Here is a 15,752-nt window from a genome sequence, read left to right on the forward strand (position 1 = left end):
GAAAGGCTTCGCGGGGTCATCTCATTCAATTTATGCGGGAATTTTGTCTTCCCGCGACGATCGGCCGAGCAGTCGATCGCGCATTTTCTTCGGAGCGTGACCGGCGCCGAACCGGCAGCCACTTTCGGCTGTCACGCTCCCCTCGCCCCTCAGGCGTCGGCGGCGGCGCGGTTGCGGTCGCGGCCGCGGGTCAGCCAGTTGTCCGGATAGGTCTCGCGCACGGTGATCGACTTGAACTGGGTGACCGGGATGCGGGCGTGATCGCCGGGGTTCAGGTCGCGCGACACCGAGTGGCCGGCGAACTCCTCGATGATGGTGATCACTTGGCTGCTGCCGGCGGCGTTCTCGATCAGGACCATGTTCATGGGTTTTGACTCGGTGATCTCGAGGAAAAGGAGGAAGTCGCTTGAGAGAAGGTCTGGAGCCGGCTTCAGATCTGGCTCGGCTGGACCCGTTCCTTCAGGCCCTTCAGGGCCCAGGTCTCGACGGCTTGGCTGGAGCCCAGGCGGCGGAAGGCGCCGGCGCTGTGCTGCTCGCAGTACGACCCGCGCGCGGTCAGCTTGGGGCGGCCGCAGAAGCCGAAGTCGTCGCCCTCGGGATTGCCGATCGGCCAGCGGCACGAGTGAGCGCCCAGCTCCAGGATGCTCGAGGTCGGCAGCAAGTCCTCCTCGGTGCGCTCGAGGCGCGGAGCGACGTGGGGCGCGGCGGTGGTTTCACGGGTCGGGCGGCGAACCTGGATCCGTGACGGCGCGCGGACCGTCGTGGCGCGCTGGCGGGTCGGGATCTCGCGGACGGTGATGCCCAGACGGTGCACCTTGCCGATCACCGCGCTGCGGCTGACGCCGCCCAGCTGGCGGGCCACCTGGCTCGCGCTCAGGCCTTCCAGCCAGAGCTTCTTGAGCGTCGCGGTGCGTTCCTCGCTCCAGTCCATGATCCTGTTTCCCTGCCCGTCGGAGCCAGCCCGCTCCGTGAGAAAATGGGTAGAATTTATGGTTAACGCCCGTCAAACAGTTATGTGCAGACCCACGTTTTGCGATTCCACTTTTCGTGAGAAGAATCACGTAGATACCGGCAATTGTCGCAGGGGCCCGGTCAAGCTCGCCTTAAGGAACATTGTTCCGTGACAGGCCGGGGACCCTGATTTTATAAGGGTTTGGAATGCGTCGCGCCGTCGCAGCCGGTGCGGCGAAACGTCAGTCGGGGACCAGCATGCGTAAGTTGAAACTGGCGGCCGTCGCGGCCCTCTGCTTGACCGCCACGGCCTGCTCCAAGGACGGCGGAAGCTCGGGCGAGCCTCCGGCCTCGGCGCCCGCGCCGACCGACGCCGAGAAGGCCGCGGCCCTGGCCGCCCTGCCCGCCCCCTACAACACCGGCGACCTGTCGAACGGCCAGAGCAAGTTCGCCCTCTGCCGCTCGTGCCACACCATCACCGAGGGCGGCCCGGACCTGACCGGCCCCAACCTCTACGGCGTGTTCGGCCGTCAGGCCGGCTCGAAGGTCGGCTACGCCTATTCCGACGCCGTGAAGGCCGCCGGCTTCGCCTGGGACGCCGAGCACCTGGACAAGTGGCTGAGCAATCCGCGCGAGTTCATGCCCGGCACCAAGATGACCTTCGCGGGCCTGCACGACCCCAAGGACCGCATCGACCTGATCGCCTATCTGAAGGTGGAGACGGGCTACAAGCCGGCCCCCTGACCGATGCGCCCGCCCCCGCCCGAAACCGAAGCGCTGATGGCCTGGAGACGCCTTGGCCGGCCGGTGTCGGGTCTGGGCGTGCGGCATTGTTACACGCTCCGTGACCGGTTGTTCTGGCGCATGGATAAGGTTTCCAACCGGGACCCGGATCCAGGCCCATGACGCCCGACGAGGATCGGATCGCGCAGCTGTACGACGCCTATAACGGCCGCGCCTTCGATCGCTGCGTGGCGATGCTGACCGACGACGTCGAATGGCCCAACGAGGTCGAGAGCGGCGTGATCGAGGGCCGCGAGGCCGTCCGGACCTACCTCACCGAGGTCACCGCCCCGCTGAGGGCCCACTACGACCTCATCAGCCTGCACACCGACGCGCGAGGCCGCGTTAGCGTGCTGAGCCGCCAGGCCATCGCCAGCGCCGTCGACGGCTCGCTGTGGTCCAGCACCCGTGTCGCGCATCGTTTCACGCTCAAGGACGGACAGATCGCGCGGCTGGAGGCCGAGCAGGACGTCCAGGCCACGACCTTCCCCGGCATCGCCGACCTGCTGACGCGCCTGCACGGGGCCATCAACGCCCGCGACCTCGACGCGATCGTCGCCTGCTACGCCCCGACCGCCCGCTTCGCCGACACCTTCGAGAGCGGCGAGGTCCTGGGCCTGGACGGCGTGCGCGCCCATTTCGAGCATTTGCTCGACACCGTCCGGCTGAAGCTGGTGGTCCTGGACCACGCCCTGGAGCCCGACGACCGGGTCCGCGCCCGGATCCAGGTCGAGACGCGCGGCCCCGCTGGCGGGCTCTGGCAGGACGACACGATCACTGTCTGGTATCGTCTGGAGCGGGGGCTGATCGTCGAACAGGACATCGACGACAGCGGTCGGGACCCGGACGCGCCATGAGCACCCTGCAGACCGTGCTGGAAGAGGCCTATGACGCCTTCAACCGCCGCGACCTAGCGGCCATCCGGTCGCTGATGCACCCCAACGTGGTCTGGCCCGACACTCTGGACAGCGGCGCCCCGTATGTCGGCCTCGAGGCCGTCATGGGCCAGTTCGCCCGCATCTTCGCCACCATTGTGCCGAACATCGCGCTGATCCGGGTGACGGCCGAAAGCGACGACGCCCTGACGGTCGAGTCCCAGTACTCGGTCGAGAGCCCCGACGGCCACGTCTGGACCGACACCCGCGCGACCTTGACCTATCACTTCCGCGACGGCCGGCTGTCGGGCCTGACGATCGTCGGCGGGCTCTAGGCCCTCTTTCTCTAAGCGAGCAAGTCCGCGCAGGCGTCCAGCACCGCTTCGGCGTCCAGGCGGTATTTGCCGTAGAGGTCCGGCAGGTCGCCCGACTGGCCGAACGACTCCAGCCCCAAGGCCCGCACCCGCTGGCCCCGCACCGAGCCCAGCCACGACAGGGCCAGCGGCGCGCCGTCGGTCAGGGTGACGAGGCCGGCGTCGCGATCCAGCGGCGCCAGCAGGGTCTCGATGGTCGAGACGCGCACGCCCTCCCCGGTCCAGCGCGCCCGGCCCGAGGCCGTCCAGTCCCGGTGCAGCACGTCGGCCGAGGTCACGGCCAGGAGGCCCGCCTCGGGCATGTCCTCGGAAAGCGCCTCAAACGCGGCCAGGGCCTCGGGGGCCAGGGCTCCGCTGTAGACGATGGCGAGGCGCGTGCCGGGCGCTGGGGCCTTCAGCCAATAGCCGCCGTCGACCACGCCCTGGCGCCAGGCGTCGTCCGCCCGCTCGGGCTGGTCGATCACCCGCGTCGACAGCCGCAGATAGGTCGAGGCGCCGTCCGGGGCCTGGATACGGTCGAAGGCGCGGGCCATCAGCACCGCCGTCTCGTCGGCGAAGGCCGGCTCGTAGGTGTCCAGGCCCGGCTGGGCCATGCCGATGACGGGCGCGTTGATCGACTGGTGCGCGCCGCCCTCGGGGGCCAGGGTCAGGCCGGACGGCGTGGCGACCAGCAGGAACCGGGCGTCCTGGTAGCAGGCGTAATTCAGGGCATCGAGCCCCCGGGCGATGAAGGGGTCGTACAGGGTCCCGACCGGGAAGAGGCGCTCGCCGAACAGCGGCGCGGTCAGGCCCAGGGCGGCCAGGGCGATGAACAGGTTGTTCTCGGCGATGCCCAGCTCGACGTGCTGGCCGGTCTCGGCCTTGGACCAGACCTGGGCCGAAGGGATGCGGCGGCGCTTGAAGACGTCCTCGTGCGCCCGGCGCTGGAAGACGCCCCGCCGGTTCACGAAGCCGCCCAGGTTGGTCGACACGGTCACGTCCGGCGAGGTGGTGACCACGCGGCCGGCGAACTCGTCCTTCCGCGCGGCGATCTCGAACATCACCTTGCCGAAGGCGGCCTGGGTCGACTGTTCGCCGCCCCCCGCCCCCTTGGCGTCCACGGCCGTCAGAAGCTCGTCCGCACTCGGCGTCGGAACGGTCGGCGCGACATGGTTTCGCTCGACCTCGGCGGCGAACGGGGCGCGGGCGACCAAACCCTTCAAGGCCGTGCGCTCGGCCGCCGACAGGCCCGACAGCGGATCCCACTCCTCGCCCTCGACGACACCGAGACGGCTCCGAAGCTCGGCGATCTGGGCCGGGGTCATGAGGCCCGCGTGGTTGTCCTTGTGCCCCTGGAACGGCAGGCGCAGCCCCTTGACCGTATAGGCGATGAAGAAGCGCGGCCGGTCGTCCTGCCCCGCCTTCTCGAAGGCCTCCAGCAGGGTCTCCAGGCAGTGGCCGCCCAGCTCGGTCATCAGCTCGGCCAGGTCGAGGTCCTTGTAGCCGGCGATCAGGGCCAGGGTCCTGGGACTGCCCGCCAGGTCGGCGTTCAGCCGTTCGCGCCAGGCCGCCCCGCCCTGGTAGGTCAGGGCCGAGAACAGGTCGTTCGGCGCGGTCTCGATCCATTCGCGCAGCTTGTCGCCGCCCGGCTTGGCGAAGGCCTCGCGCTGGCGCTTGGACCACTTCAGCGTCTCGACGGTCCAGCCGGCGGCCTCGAAGATCTCGCCATAGCGGGTGAACATCCGGTCCTGGGTGGTCGCGTCCAGGCTTTGGCGGTTGTAGTCGACGATCCACCAGGTGTTGCGGATGTCGTGCTTGCAGGCCTCGATCAGAGCCTCGTAGATGTTGCCCTCGTCCAGCTCGGCGTCGCCCAGCAGCGAAATCATCCGGCCCATCTTCTCCGGCTTCACCGCCCCCCGCGCGGCCAGGTAGTCCTGGGTCAGCGAAGCGAAGGCGGTCATGGCCACGCCCAGCCCCACCGAGCCGGTCGAGAAGTCGACGTCGTCCACGTCCTTGGTGCGCGAGGGATAGGACTGCGCCCCGCCCAGCGCCCGGAAGCGCTTGAGGTTGTCCAGGCTCTGGCGGCCGAACAGGTGCTGGATGGCGTGGAAGACGGGGCTGGCGTGCGGCTTGACGGCCACCCGATCCTGCGGCCGCAACGCCTTCATGTAGAGCGCCGTCATGATCGTGGTCAGCGAGGCGCTGGACGCCTGGTGACCACCGACCTTCAGACCGTCGCGGCTTTGCCGGACATGGTTTGCGTTGTGGATAGTCCACGCCGCCAACCAGAGAATCCGTTCCTCGAGACGGCGCAGCAGAGCTATTTCCTGCCGCTTGGCCGTCAGAGAGCCATCAGCCATGCTTCCTCACCTGCGTTACGCGGGCAAGGTTTGCTCCTCGCCGCTCTTTTCGCGGGCTTCATACTCTTCGATCTGCCGGGCCGTCCACTCCGGCGACTTCGTGAAGCGCGCTAGGAGGTCATAGAACACCGGAACGATGAACAGCGTCAGCAGGGTCGCGAAGATCGCGCCGGTGAAGATCACCGCCCCGATCGTCTTGCGACTTCCCGCGCCGGCGCCTGCCCACAACATCAGCGGCAGGGCGCCCATGGCCGCGGCGATCGAGGTCATGATGATCGGACGCAGGCGCAGGGCCGCCGCCTCGATCACCGCCTCGCGCACCGTCAGGCCCTCGTCGCGCAGCTGGTTGGCGAACTCGACGATCAGGATGCCGTTCTTGGTGGCGATGCCGACCAGGATGATCAGGCCAATCTGGCTGTAGGTGTTGATGGTCGAACCGGTCATCAGCAGGCCGAACAGGCCGCCCAGGGCCGCCAGGGGCACCGTCAGCATGATCACGGCCGGGTGGATCCAGCTCTCGAACTGGGCCGCCAGCACCAGGAACACCAGCAGCAGGGCCAGGCCGAAGGCGATGGCGATGCCGCCCGAGCCTTCCAGATAGTCCTTGGCCTGGCCGCCCCACTTGATGCTGACGCCGGGCGCCTGGCGCTGGTTGGCCTGGTCCTGGAAGAACGTCACGGCGTCGCCGACGGTGTAGCCGGGGTTCAGCTGGGTGGTCAGGGTCACCGAGCGCAGGCGGTCGACGCGCGGACGGTCCGGGGTGTCGCCGCGCAGCTGCGTGGTCACCACGGTCGACAGCGGCACCAGGGCGCCGGAGCTGGTGCGGACGTTCAGCCGGTTCAGGTCCTCGACGCTGCGGCGCTGGTCGAGGTTGGTCTGCAGCAGGACGTCGTATTCCTGGCCGTTCTTGATGTAGGTCGTGACCTGACGGGAGCCGAACATGGTCTCCAGCGCCCGGCCGACCGACTGGGCCGAGACACCGAGAGTGGCGGCCTTGTCCAGGTCGATCTGCACCAGCAGACGCGGCGCGGTCGGCTCGTAGTCGAGGCGCGGACGCGACAGGCCCGGATTGTCCTGGGCCTCGGCCAGGATCGGCTTCAGCCAGTTGGCCAGCTGGACGTAGTCGTTGCCGACGGCGATCAGGTCGACGTTGGTGCCGCCGCCGCCGCCGCCGCCGCCACCCCGCTGGAACGGGCCGCGCACGCTGGCGATGGCGCGCACGCCGGTGATCTTCGAGAGATCCTTGTTCAGTTCGGCGGCGACCTCGTCGGCGGTCTTCTTGCGCTCGCCCCAGGGCTTCATGACCACGACGGCGTTGCCGCTGTTGAACTGGTTCTGGCCGAAGCGCGGGATGGTCAGGATGGTGCGCTCGGCCTCGCCGTCCTGGCGATACTTGGAGATGATCTTCTCGATGCGCGAGCCGATCGAGGCGGTGTAGTCGTAGCCGGCGCCTTCCGGCGCGCTGATCTGGACATCGACCCGGCCCCGGTCTTCCGGCGGCACCAGCTCCTTGGGCAGGTGGCTGAACAGCAGGAAGGCGAAGCCCGCCAGCACGACCACCAGCACGCCGGCGATGGCGGCCGACCAGCCCCCGAGAATGCCTTCCAGCGAAGCCCGGTAGGAGTTCTTCAGGGCGTCCATGGCCTTGTCGACCCGGCGGGCCAGCCAGCCTTCGCCGTGGGCGGGCCGCAGCAGCTTGGAGGCCATCATCGGCGACAGGCTCAGCGCCAGCAGCGCCGAGAAGGCGACCGCCGCCGCGATGGCCACGGCCAGCTCGACGAACAGGCGACCGATATAGCCGGGCAGGAACATCAGCGGCGCGAAGACCGAGATCAGCACGATGGTCGTGGCGACGACGGCGAAGAACACCTGGCGGGTGCCGCGCTCGGCGGCGACCAGGGCCGGTTCGCCCTCGTCCACGCGGCGCTGGATGTTCTCGACCACCACGATGGCGTCGTCGACGACCAGGCCGACGGCCAGCACCAGGGCCAGCAGGGTCAGCAGGTTCAGCGAGAAGCCCATCGGGGCCAGGATGATAAAGGTCGACAGGATGCAGATCGGCGCGACGATCGAGGGGATCAGCGCCGAGCGCCAGCTGCCCAGGAACACCAGGTTGACCAGCACGACGAGGCCGATCGACATGCCCATGGTGATCCAAACCTCGTGGATGGCCTCGGCGGTGAACACCGAGTTGTCCACGGCCACGACCAACTTGGTGCCCGGCGGCAGGCTCTGGTTGATGACGTCCACTTCCTTGCGGACGGCCTCGGAGATGGCGACATCGTTGGCCTGGGACTGGCGGGTCAGGCCGATGCCGACCTGGTCGATGCCGTTGCCGCGGAACATGCGCCGGCGCTCGTCCGGGCCTTCCTCGATGCGGGCCACGTCGCCCAGGCGCAGCACGAAGCCGTTGGCGTCGGCCGCGCGCAGCGGCAGGCGGGCGAACTCCTCGGGCTTGGCGTAGGCGCGGGCCACGCGGATGGTGAAGTCCTTGGAGGCGCTTTCCAGCGAACCGGCGGGCAGTTCCAAGTTCTGGGCGTTGAGGGCGTTTTCGACGTCGTCGACGCTGACGTTGCGGGCCGCCATCTCGTTGGCGTCCAGCCAGATCCGCATGGCGTAGATCTTGGCCCCGAACAGGTTGGCCTGGGCCACCCCGTCGATCGTCGACATCCGCTCGACCAGGTAGCGGTCGGCGTAGTCCGCCAGGGCCAGCGGATCCAGGGTCGTCGAGGTCAGGTTCAGGATGATGATCGGCGAGGCGTCGGCGTTGGCCTTGGCGATCTGCGGCGGGTCGGCCTGGTCCGGCAGGTTGCTGGTCACCCGGCTGACGGCGTCGCGCACATCGTTGGCGGCCGCGTCCAGGTCGCGGTCGAGGTTGAAGGTGATGGTGATCTGCGAGCGGCCGTCGCGGCTGCTGCTGTTCACGCGGTCGATGCCCTGGATGCCGGCCACCTGGCGCTCGATCACCTGGGTGATGCGCTCCTCGATGACCTCGGCCGAGGCCCCGCGATAGGCGGTCGAGACCGACACCACAGGCGGATCGACGCTGGGCAGCTCGCGGATCGGCAGCGAGCTGTACGCCGCCAGGCCGATGACGCAGAGGATGATCGCCGCGACGGCGGCGAATACGGGACGACGGACGGAAAGGTCGGACAGCATCAGCCGGCCTTCCGGTCAGCGCCGCCTTGTTGGCCTTGCTTGCCGCCGGGGCCGCCTTGGCCGCCGCCCTTCCCGCCGCCGACGGGCGCGCCGTCCTGGATGCGGTTCAGGCCGTCGGCGACGATCTTGTCGCCCTTGGTCAGGCCCGAGCGGATCTCGACGAAGCCGGCTTCGGTGATGCCGGTGTCGACGTCGGTGCGGCGAGCGACCATGCCCTTGGGCCCCTTGGCGATGCGGAAGACCGAGGCCTGGTTGCCCTCGAACTGCACGGCCGCCTCCGGAACGGCGACGGCGGTGCGCACGCCCTGGTCGATGGCGACCTTGACCAGCATGCCCGGCTTCAGGCGGCCGTCGGCGTTCGGGAACTCGGCGCGGGCCTTGATGGCGCGGGTGGCCGGGTCGATGCGGGTGTCGATCTGGGCGATGTGGCCCTGGAAAGTCTGGCCGGCCAGGGCGTCGGGACGCGCCGCGATCGGCAGGCCCACGCGCAGGGTCGACAGGTACCGGTCGGGCACCGAGAAGTCGACGCGGATCACCGAGGCGTCGTCCAGGCTGACGATCGGCGTGCCGGCGGCGATCAGCATGCCCGGCGCGACATCCGAGATGCCGACGCGGCCCGAGAACGGAGCGCGCAGCACGCGATCCAGCTTCTGAGCCTGAGCCGTGCCCACCGAGGCCTTGGCGACCTCCAGGGCGGACAGGTACTGCTCGGCCGTGGCGCGCGGGGCGATGCCCTTGTCGGCCAGGGTCTTCCAGCGATTGTAGTCGCGTTCGGCCTGGGCCAGGCGAGCCTTGGCCTCCGAGACGCCGGCGTCCTCCTGGTCGGCCTTGAGGGTGACCAGCACCTGGCCGCGCGACACCGCCTGACCGTCGCTGAAGTGCACCGCGGTGATAAGTTCCGGGGTGTTGGAGGTGATCGTCACCGACTGCCGACCCTTGGCCGCGCCCAGCACCTCGATGCGGTCGGTGAACGGCCGCTCGCCCACCACCAGCTGCGAGACGTTGGTCGCGCGCGCGCCGCCGCCCGCGCCCTTGGCGTCCTTGTTGGCGAAGGCCAATTTGAGGCCGCCCACCACCAGCATCAGGACAACGGCGACCAGGGCCACCACGAGGAAGAAGTGCCTACGGATCAACGAAACGCTCCGGCGCCGAGTAGAGTCGGCGAAGCTATAAGTGCGGCTGATATGCACCGCAGCCTAAAGCGGCGTCCAGTGACACGCGGATGACGGACTATTGCAGACCTGAAACAAGCTATAGTCGCCGCCACAGAGCCAGCACGACGCCATGATCGCGAGCGGTTTCACGGCCCGAGACCGTATCGCGCCAGCCGCCCTGCACGCTCCAGTCGCCGAACGATCGGACGACCGAGATTTCGCTCTTCAGCCAGCGCGAGCGGATCGGCCCGCGATCGGCTTGTCCGGTATAGGTTTGGACCAGAACCAGCCACGTCTTCGCCGGCCTCACGCCCAGGGTCGCGTCCACTCGCGTCTCGTCCGCCAGGCCCTGGCGCTTCAGTCGCGCGGCCTGCAGATCGGCATAGACCTCGCGCCCCTTCCAGACGGCCGAGCGGCCCAAAAGCACCCGCGCCTCCAGGTCCAGGCTGCCCTCGCCCGGCGCGGCGTACCCGGCGTTGCGGCCCGCGCCCGCCTCGCCGGCGCCCAGATAGACGGCAAGGGATGAGCGCTCGCCGCGCAGAACCGCCCACCGCAGGCCCGCTTCGACAGGTCCGCGCCCCGAATAGCGGACCCAGCGATCGTGGCCGCGCGTGACGCCGGCCTTGGCCTGCAGGGTCAGGCGCGAGGTCAGGCCGCGCTCGACGAAGACCGACAGGCTCTCGTCGCGACGCGGATCGATGTCGACCAGCCCGGCGTCGAGATCATAGCCCTGGTCGGCGGTCGTGCGCTCGTACTTGGCGATCAGCTGGGTCCGGCCCGGCTCGAGCGGCCAGGCCCCGGCCAGCACGGCGGTCGCCGGACACGAAAAAGCCGCCGCGGTCGCCAGGACCGCGACGGCTCTCCAAACCTTCGAAACGCCGGCTAGTCCGCGTAGCCCGGCAGCTCGCGATCCAGCTTGCGCAGGCAGCCGGGCCAAGCCAGGCCGCCGATCAGTCCCATGCCCATGCCGGTCTGCTTGCGCACCTCCTCCTGGGCCGCGTCGGGCGCCAGCAGGACGTTGTCGCGTCCGATCGACAGAGCCATCACCTGCTGCGCGCACGCCCGCTCCAGGAAGAACATCCCCAACCAGCACTCCGCCGCCGAGGCGCCCACGGACAGGGTGCCGTGGTTGCGCAGCATCATCAGCTTCTTGTCGCCCAGGTCGGCCACCAGCCGCTCCCGCTCGTCCAAGTTGAGCGCAATCCCTTCATAATCGTGATAGGCGACCTGAGGCAAGACGATCAGCGAATGTTGCGTCAGCGGCAGCAGGCCTTCCTTGTGCGCCGACACCGCCGTGCCCTGGTCGCTATGCAGGTGCATGACGTAGTGGGCGTCCTCGCGCGCGGCGTGGATGGCCGAGTGGATCGTGAAGCCCGCCGGATTGATGTAGTACGGCGTCTTGTCGACGATGTTGCCGTCCAGATCGACCTTGACCAAGCACGAAGCGGTCATCTCGCCGAAGAACATGCCGTACGGATTGATCAGGAAGTGGTGCTCGGGCCCCGGAATGCGAGCCGAGATGTGCGTGAAGATCATGTCGTCCCAGCCGTGCAGGGCGACGAGACGATAGAGCGCGGCCAGATCGACCCGCGCCTGCCATTCGGCTTCGCTGACCTTGCCCTTCAGGGATGAAATCGGCAGAGCGCCATCGGCCATGGTGAGCCTCCCATAGGTTATCATTGTTACCTTGAGGGTCGCGCCAGGGCGGAAAGCCGTCAAGAGGCCCGATTAGGCGCCCTGCGCGCTTGCCAGCCTCGCCCCGGCGCCGGACGCTCTCTTCGAAGTTGAGGGGAGAGTCGCGGCGGATGCTGACCCTGTTGGGCGTCTTGGTGATCGTGCTGGGCTTCGCCCTGCGCTTCAATCCGCTGCTGGTCGTGATCGCCGCCGCCCTGACCTCGGGTCTGGCCGCCGGGCTATCGCCGGTCGAAGTTCTGGCCGCCTTCGGCAAGGCCTTCAACACCAACCGCTATGTCAGCGTCGCCTGGCTGGTCCTGCCGGCCATCGGCGTGCTGGAGCGGGCGGGCCTGCGGGAACAGGCGCGCAGGACGATCCAGAGGCTGCGCGCGGCCACGCCGGGGCGGATCCTGCTGGCCTATCTGGCGCTGCGCCAGGTCTCGGCGGCCCTGGGCATGACCCAGGTCGCCGGCCAGGCCCAGACCGTCCGCCCCCTGATCGCCCCCATGGCCGAGGCCGCCGCCGAGCCGCTGGACGACGACACGCGCCAGAAGGTGCGAGCCATGAGCGCGGCCACCGACAATGTCGGCCTGTTCTTCGGCGAGGACATCTTCCTGGCCATCGGCTCGATCCTGCTGATCGTCGGCTTTCTCGATCAGAGCGGCATCACGGTGGAGCCGCTGCATCTCTCCATGTGGGCGATCCCGACGGCGATCTGCGCCTTCCTGGTCCACGGCGCGCGGCTGCTGCTGTTCGATCGCAGCCTTACCAAGGCCGAGGTCTCAGAATGATCGGCCTGCCGCTCGTCTACCTGCTGGCCGGTCTCACCTTCGGGGCCTTCGCCGGACTCAGCGCCGCCGACCGCGAGAACAGGAAGCGCTTCGGCAACGCCGCCTTCTGGGGCCTGTTCGCGGTCAGCTTCCTGGCCGGCGACCGGCTGGGCGACCTGGGCAACGGGATCCTGGCCCTGGCGCTAGCCTTGATCGCCGGCTTCGGCCAGCTGGGCGTCGGGGCGCCGAAGACCACATCGCCCGAGGAACGCGAGACCCTGGCGGCGACCCATGGCGCCCGGCTGTTCGTCCCGGCCCTGGTCATCCCCGTGCTGGTGCTCGCGGGTTCGCTGACGCTCAAGCGCCTGCCGCTCGTCGATCCCAAGCAGGCGACGCTGATCTCGCTGGCCTTCGCGGCCCTGGTCGCGGCCGTCCTGGCCAAGGTCATGTTCCGCCAACCCGCCGTCGCGCCGCTGCAGGAAGGCCGCCGCCTGATGGACCTGGTCGGCTGGGCGGCGCTGCTGCCGCAGATGCTGGCGGCCCTGGGGGCGGTGTTCGCCGTCGCGGGCGTGGGCAAGACCATCGGCGAGATCGCCGTGCAACTGACGCCCGTTGACAGCCGCTTCGCGGCCGTCGCGGCCTACTGCCTGGGCATGGCCGTCTTCACAGTGATGATGGGCAACGCCTTCGCGGCCTTTCCGGTGATGACCGGCGGCATCGCCCTGCCCCTGGTGATCGGCCGCTTCGGCGGCGATCCGGCCGTCGTCTGCGCCATCGGCATGCTGTCGGGTTTCTGCGGCACGCTGCTGACGCCGCTGGCGGCCAATTTCAATCTTGTGCCGGCCGCGCTCCTACAGTTGAAGGACCGCTACGCCGTGATCCGCGCCCAGGCGCCGACCGCGGTCCTGATGCTGGTCGTCAACGTGGTCCTGATGCACGCCCTCGCCTTCCGATGAGCCTCGCCCGCTCCACCGCCTCGCGCTTCGCCAAGATCGCCCTGGGCCACCTGACCCGCGAGTATCCCAACAAGCTGGATCACGTGATGGCGGGACCGGACGACGTCCGCTCGCCGCGTGACCTGCACCCGATCTTCTTCGGCAGCCTCGACTGGCACTCGTGCGTCCACGGCTACTGGTTGCTGGCCACCCTGCTGCGCCTGCGCCCGGAGATGCCCGAGGCCGACCAGATCATCGCCCTGTTCGACGACGCGTTCACCCCGGAGAAGGTCGCCGGCGAGGTCGCCTATCTGGCCCGTCCCGAGAGCCGGGGCTTCGAGCGTCCCTACGGCTGGGCCTGGAGTCTGATGCTGCAGGCCGAACTGCTGCGTCACGAGCGGTCCTGGGCCCACGCCCACGCGCCCCTGGCCGCCGCGTTCAAGGCGCGCTTCGAGGCCTTCCTGCCGATCGCCGACTATCCGGTTCGCGCGGGCACGCATTTCAACACCGCCTTCGCCCTGGTCCTGGCCTACGAGTACGCCGAGATGACCAACGACCAGGCCTTCTTCGAACTGCTGCAGAACCGCGCTCTGGTCTGGTACGGCCAGGACGCCGCCTGTCCGGCCTGGGAACCGTCGGGCGACGACTTCCTTTCGCCCGCCCTGATCGAAGCCGAAGCCATGCGCCGCCTGCTGCCGCGCGCGAGCTTCGAGCTGTGGTTCCCGCGCTTCCTGCCCGACCTGGCGCGCAAGCAGCCGGCGACGCTGTTCACGCCGGCCAGGGTCAGCGACCGCAGCGACGGCAAGATCGCGCATCTGGACGGCCTCAACCTGTCGCGCGCCTGGTGCTGGCGGACCCTGGCGGCGGCGATGTCCGAGGCCGACCCGGCCAAGCAACCCGCGATCAACGCCGCCCTGAACCACCTGGCGGCGGCCATCCCGCACGTCTCGGGCGACTATATGGGCGAGCACTGGCTGGCCACCTTCGCCCTGCTGGCGCTGGAGAATGGATAACGCCGCCCAAAGTCATCCGCGCCCTGACATTGCGCCAGAACAACGTTATTCCGGCCGGATCGTGCGACGACTTCATGGCGTCGAGGAAGGCGCGGTCACGGGGCCTCACATGGCGCGGATGAAGATGGCGCAGACGCAAACGGACGTCCGGGCGGACGTTCGCAACTACCTCATCGTCAGCGCCATCGGGTTCGCGCTCGGCCTGATACTCGGCTTCCTGCCGCTGTTCGACCTGGGCTAGCGCCTCAGTCGCCCCGGTCGCCCTTCATCAGGCGGGCCTTGTCGCGCTGCCAGTCGCGGGCGGCCTCGGTCTCGCGCTTGTCGTGGTTTTTCTTGCCCTTGGCGAGACCGATCTCGAGCTTGGCCAGGCCCTTCTCGTTCCAATAGAGCTTCAGCGGGATCATCGTCCGGCCGTCGCGCTGCACCGCGCCGATCAGCTTGTCGATCTGCTTGCGATGCAGCAGCAGCTTACGGTGCCGGCGCGGCTCGTGGTTGAAGCGGTTGGCGTGGCCGTAGGGCGGGATGTCGGCGTTGATCAGCTTGATCTCGCGCCCTTCGACCGAGGCGTAGGATTCGGCGATGTTGGCCCGGCCGACGCGCAACGACTTCACCTCGGTGCCGGTCAGCATGATGCCGGCCTCGAAGGTCTCCTCGATGAAGTAGTCGTACCGGGCGCGCCGGTTTTCCGCGATCGGCTTGGTCATTATTCGAGACCGGCCTCGCGCATGGCCTCCAGGATCGTCGGACGGACGCCCTCGGCGCAAGGCGTGATCGGCAGGCGGACGTCTTCCGAGCACAGGCCCAGATGGGCCAGGGCGAACTTGGTCGGGGCCGGCGAGGAATCCAGGAACAGGGCCTTGTGCAGGCGCACTAGGCGATCCTGCCAGTAGAGGCCGGTTTCCCACTGACCCGCCATGCAGGCGTTCATGAAGGCGGCGGTGGCGTCCGGCGCGACATTGGCGGTGACCGAGATCACGCCGTGGCCGCCGTGGGCCATGTAGCCCAGGGCCGTCGGATCGTCGCCCGACAGCAGCACCCAGTCCTCGCCGCACATCAGGCGCTGGAAGCTGATGCGGGTCAGGTCGCCGGTGGCGTCCTTGATGCCGATGATGTTGGGCAGCTTGGACAGGCGCGCCAGGGTGTCGTTAGAGATGTCGACGCCCGAACGGCCCGGCACGTTGTAGACGAACACCGGCAGCTCGACCGCGTCGTTGATCGCCTTGTAGTGCTGGTACATGCCCTCCTGGCTGGGGCGGTTGTAGTACGGCGTCACCACCAGGGCGGCGTCGGCGCCGACGGTCTTGGCGTGGGCGGCCAGTTCGATGGCCTCGTCGGTCGAGTTGCTGCCCGCGCCGGCGATCACCGGCACGCGGCCGGCGGCGGTCTTCACGCACAGCTCGACGACGCGCTTGTGCTCGTCGTGCGACAGGGTCGAGGTCTCGCCGGTCGTGCCGACCGGCACCAGGCCATGGACGCCGCCCGAGATCTGGCGCTCGACCAGGGCCACGAACGCTTTTTCGTCCACCTCACCGTCCCGGAACGGCGTGACGAGGGCCGGAATGACGCCCTTGAACGGAGAATGGACCATGACTTGCAAATTGCCGTGAGGAGACGCCGCTTCGGTTGCGGCAGGATGATGGGGGCGGACAATATGTCGCTGCCCCGCCGTTCCGCAACCGGCGCGCCGACGCGGTTGGTGGGACAGGTGCGGATTTGATGGGGGAA

16 protein-coding genes are annotated in these 15,752 nt (G+C 68.8%); 7 read left to right on the top strand and 9 right to left on the bottom strand.

Annotated features, from left to right (window positions below; translation table 11 throughout):
• Nucleotides 1-149 precede the first annotated feature (149 nt).
• Nucleotides 150-365 (bottom strand): hypothetical protein, encoded by a 216-nt coding sequence (locus K8940_RS13345; RefSeq protein ID WP_223390445.1) that lies wholly within the window; start codon nt 363-365, stop codon nt 150-152.
• A 65-nt stretch (nt 366-430) separates the two neighbouring features.
• A complete protein-coding gene (locus K8940_RS13350) occupies nt 431-931 on the bottom strand; it encodes a GcrA family cell cycle regulator (protein WP_223390446.1) in 501 nt (166 codons plus the stop codon).
• A 278-nt stretch (nt 932-1,209) separates the two neighbouring features.
• Here K8940_RS13350 and K8940_RS13355 point away from each other — a divergent pair, with 278 nt between their 5' ends.
• The 3 genes from K8940_RS13355 to K8940_RS13365 all read left to right on the top strand — a co-directional run bounded on the left by K8940_RS13355 (nt 1,210) and on the right by K8940_RS13365 (nt 2,944).
• On the top strand, nt 1,210-1,695 hold the full coding sequence (locus tag K8940_RS13355) for a c-type cytochrome (protein WP_223390447.1): 486 nt from the start codon (nt 1,210-1,212) through the stop codon (nt 1,693-1,695).
• A gap of 158 nt (nt 1,696-1,853) precedes the next feature.
• Nucleotides 1,854-2,591, top strand: a complete 738-nt coding sequence (locus K8940_RS13360) for a nuclear transport factor 2 family protein (RefSeq protein WP_223390448.1) — start codon at nt 1,854-1,856, stop codon at nt 2,589-2,591.
• A complete protein-coding gene (locus tag K8940_RS13365) occupies nt 2,588-2,944 on the top strand; it encodes a nuclear transport factor 2 family protein (RefSeq protein ID WP_223390449.1) in 357 nt (118 codons plus the stop codon). Before K8940_RS13360 ends, K8940_RS13365 begins: the two co-directional genes overlap by 4 nt.
• Nucleotides 2,945-2,955: 11 nt before the next feature.
• Here K8940_RS13365 and K8940_RS13370 read toward each other — a convergent pair whose 3' ends face one another.
• From K8940_RS13370 to K8940_RS13390, 5 genes are all read right to left on the bottom strand, one after another.
• A complete protein-coding gene (locus tag K8940_RS13370) occupies nt 2,956-5,322 on the bottom strand; it encodes a transketolase (protein WP_223390450.1) in 2,367 nt (788 codons plus the stop codon).
• A gap of 15 nt (nt 5,323-5,337) precedes the next feature.
• A complete protein-coding gene (locus K8940_RS13375) occupies nt 5,338-8,481 on the bottom strand; it encodes an efflux RND transporter permease subunit (RefSeq protein ID WP_223390451.1) in 3,144 nt (1,047 codons plus the stop codon).
• Nucleotides 8,481-9,614 (bottom strand): efflux RND transporter periplasmic adaptor subunit, encoded by a 1,134-nt coding sequence (locus K8940_RS13380; protein ID WP_223390452.1) that lies wholly within the window; start codon nt 9,612-9,614, stop codon nt 8,481-8,483. Before K8940_RS13380 ends, K8940_RS13375 begins: the two co-directional genes overlap by 1 nt.
• A gap of 118 nt (nt 9,615-9,732) precedes the next feature.
• Nucleotides 9,733-10,443 (bottom strand): hypothetical protein, encoded by a 711-nt coding sequence (locus tag K8940_RS13385; protein ID WP_223390453.1) that lies wholly within the window; start codon nt 10,441-10,443, stop codon nt 9,733-9,735.
• Nucleotides 10,444-10,517: 74 nt separating this feature from the next.
• Complete coding sequence (locus K8940_RS13390; protein WP_223390454.1) at nt 10,518-11,291, bottom strand: class II aldolase/adducin family protein; 774 nt, start codon at nt 11,289-11,291, stop codon at nt 10,518-10,520.
• A 149-nt stretch (nt 11,292-11,440) separates the two neighbouring features.
• Here K8940_RS13390 and K8940_RS13395 point away from each other — a divergent pair, with 149 nt between their 5' ends.
• Genes K8940_RS13395 through K8940_RS13410 form a run of 4 tightly spaced genes read left to right on the top strand, consistent with a single transcriptional unit; the run spans nt 11,441 to nt 14,268 of the window.
• Nucleotides 11,441-12,100 (top strand): DUF969 domain-containing protein, encoded by a 660-nt coding sequence (locus tag K8940_RS13395; RefSeq protein WP_223390455.1) that lies wholly within the window; start codon nt 11,441-11,443, stop codon nt 12,098-12,100.
• Nucleotides 12,097-13,035 carry a DUF979 domain-containing protein gene (locus K8940_RS13400; RefSeq protein ID WP_223390456.1) on the top strand — a complete coding sequence of 313 codons (939 nt, stop codon included), beginning with the start codon at nt 12,097-12,099 and terminating at the stop codon, nt 13,033-13,035. Before K8940_RS13395 ends, K8940_RS13400 begins: the two co-directional genes overlap by 4 nt.
• Nucleotides 13,032-14,027 carry a DUF2891 domain-containing protein gene (locus tag K8940_RS13405; RefSeq protein ID WP_223390457.1) on the top strand — a complete coding sequence of 332 codons (996 nt, stop codon included), beginning with the start codon at nt 13,032-13,034 and terminating at the stop codon, nt 14,025-14,027. The genes K8940_RS13400 and K8940_RS13405 overlap by 4 nt, the downstream gene beginning before the upstream one ends.
• Nucleotides 14,020-14,268, top strand: a complete 249-nt coding sequence (locus tag K8940_RS13410; protein ID WP_223390458.1) for a hypothetical protein — start codon at nt 14,020-14,022, stop codon at nt 14,266-14,268. The genes K8940_RS13405 and K8940_RS13410 overlap by 8 nt, the downstream gene beginning before the upstream one ends.
• Nucleotides 14,269-14,272: 4 nt before the next feature.
• On the opposite strand, the gene smpB is transcribed toward K8940_RS13410, so the two are convergent.
• Nucleotides 14,273-14,731, bottom strand: a complete 459-nt coding sequence (gene smpB / locus K8940_RS13415) for an SsrA-binding protein SmpB (RefSeq protein ID WP_223390459.1) — start codon at nt 14,729-14,731, stop codon at nt 14,273-14,275.
• Nucleotides 14,731-15,615 (bottom strand): 4-hydroxy-tetrahydrodipicolinate synthase, encoded by an 885-nt coding sequence (gene dapA, locus K8940_RS13420; protein ID WP_223390460.1) that lies wholly within the window; start codon nt 15,613-15,615, stop codon nt 14,731-14,733. The genes smpB and dapA overlap by 1 nt, the downstream gene beginning before the upstream one ends.
• Nucleotides 15,616-15,752: the final 137 nt, after the last annotated feature.

This window comes from Caulobacter segnis (genome assembly GCF_019931575.1).
GTDB classification, from domain to species: domain Bacteria; phylum Pseudomonadota; class Alphaproteobacteria; order Caulobacterales; family Caulobacteraceae; genus Caulobacter; species Caulobacter segnis_C.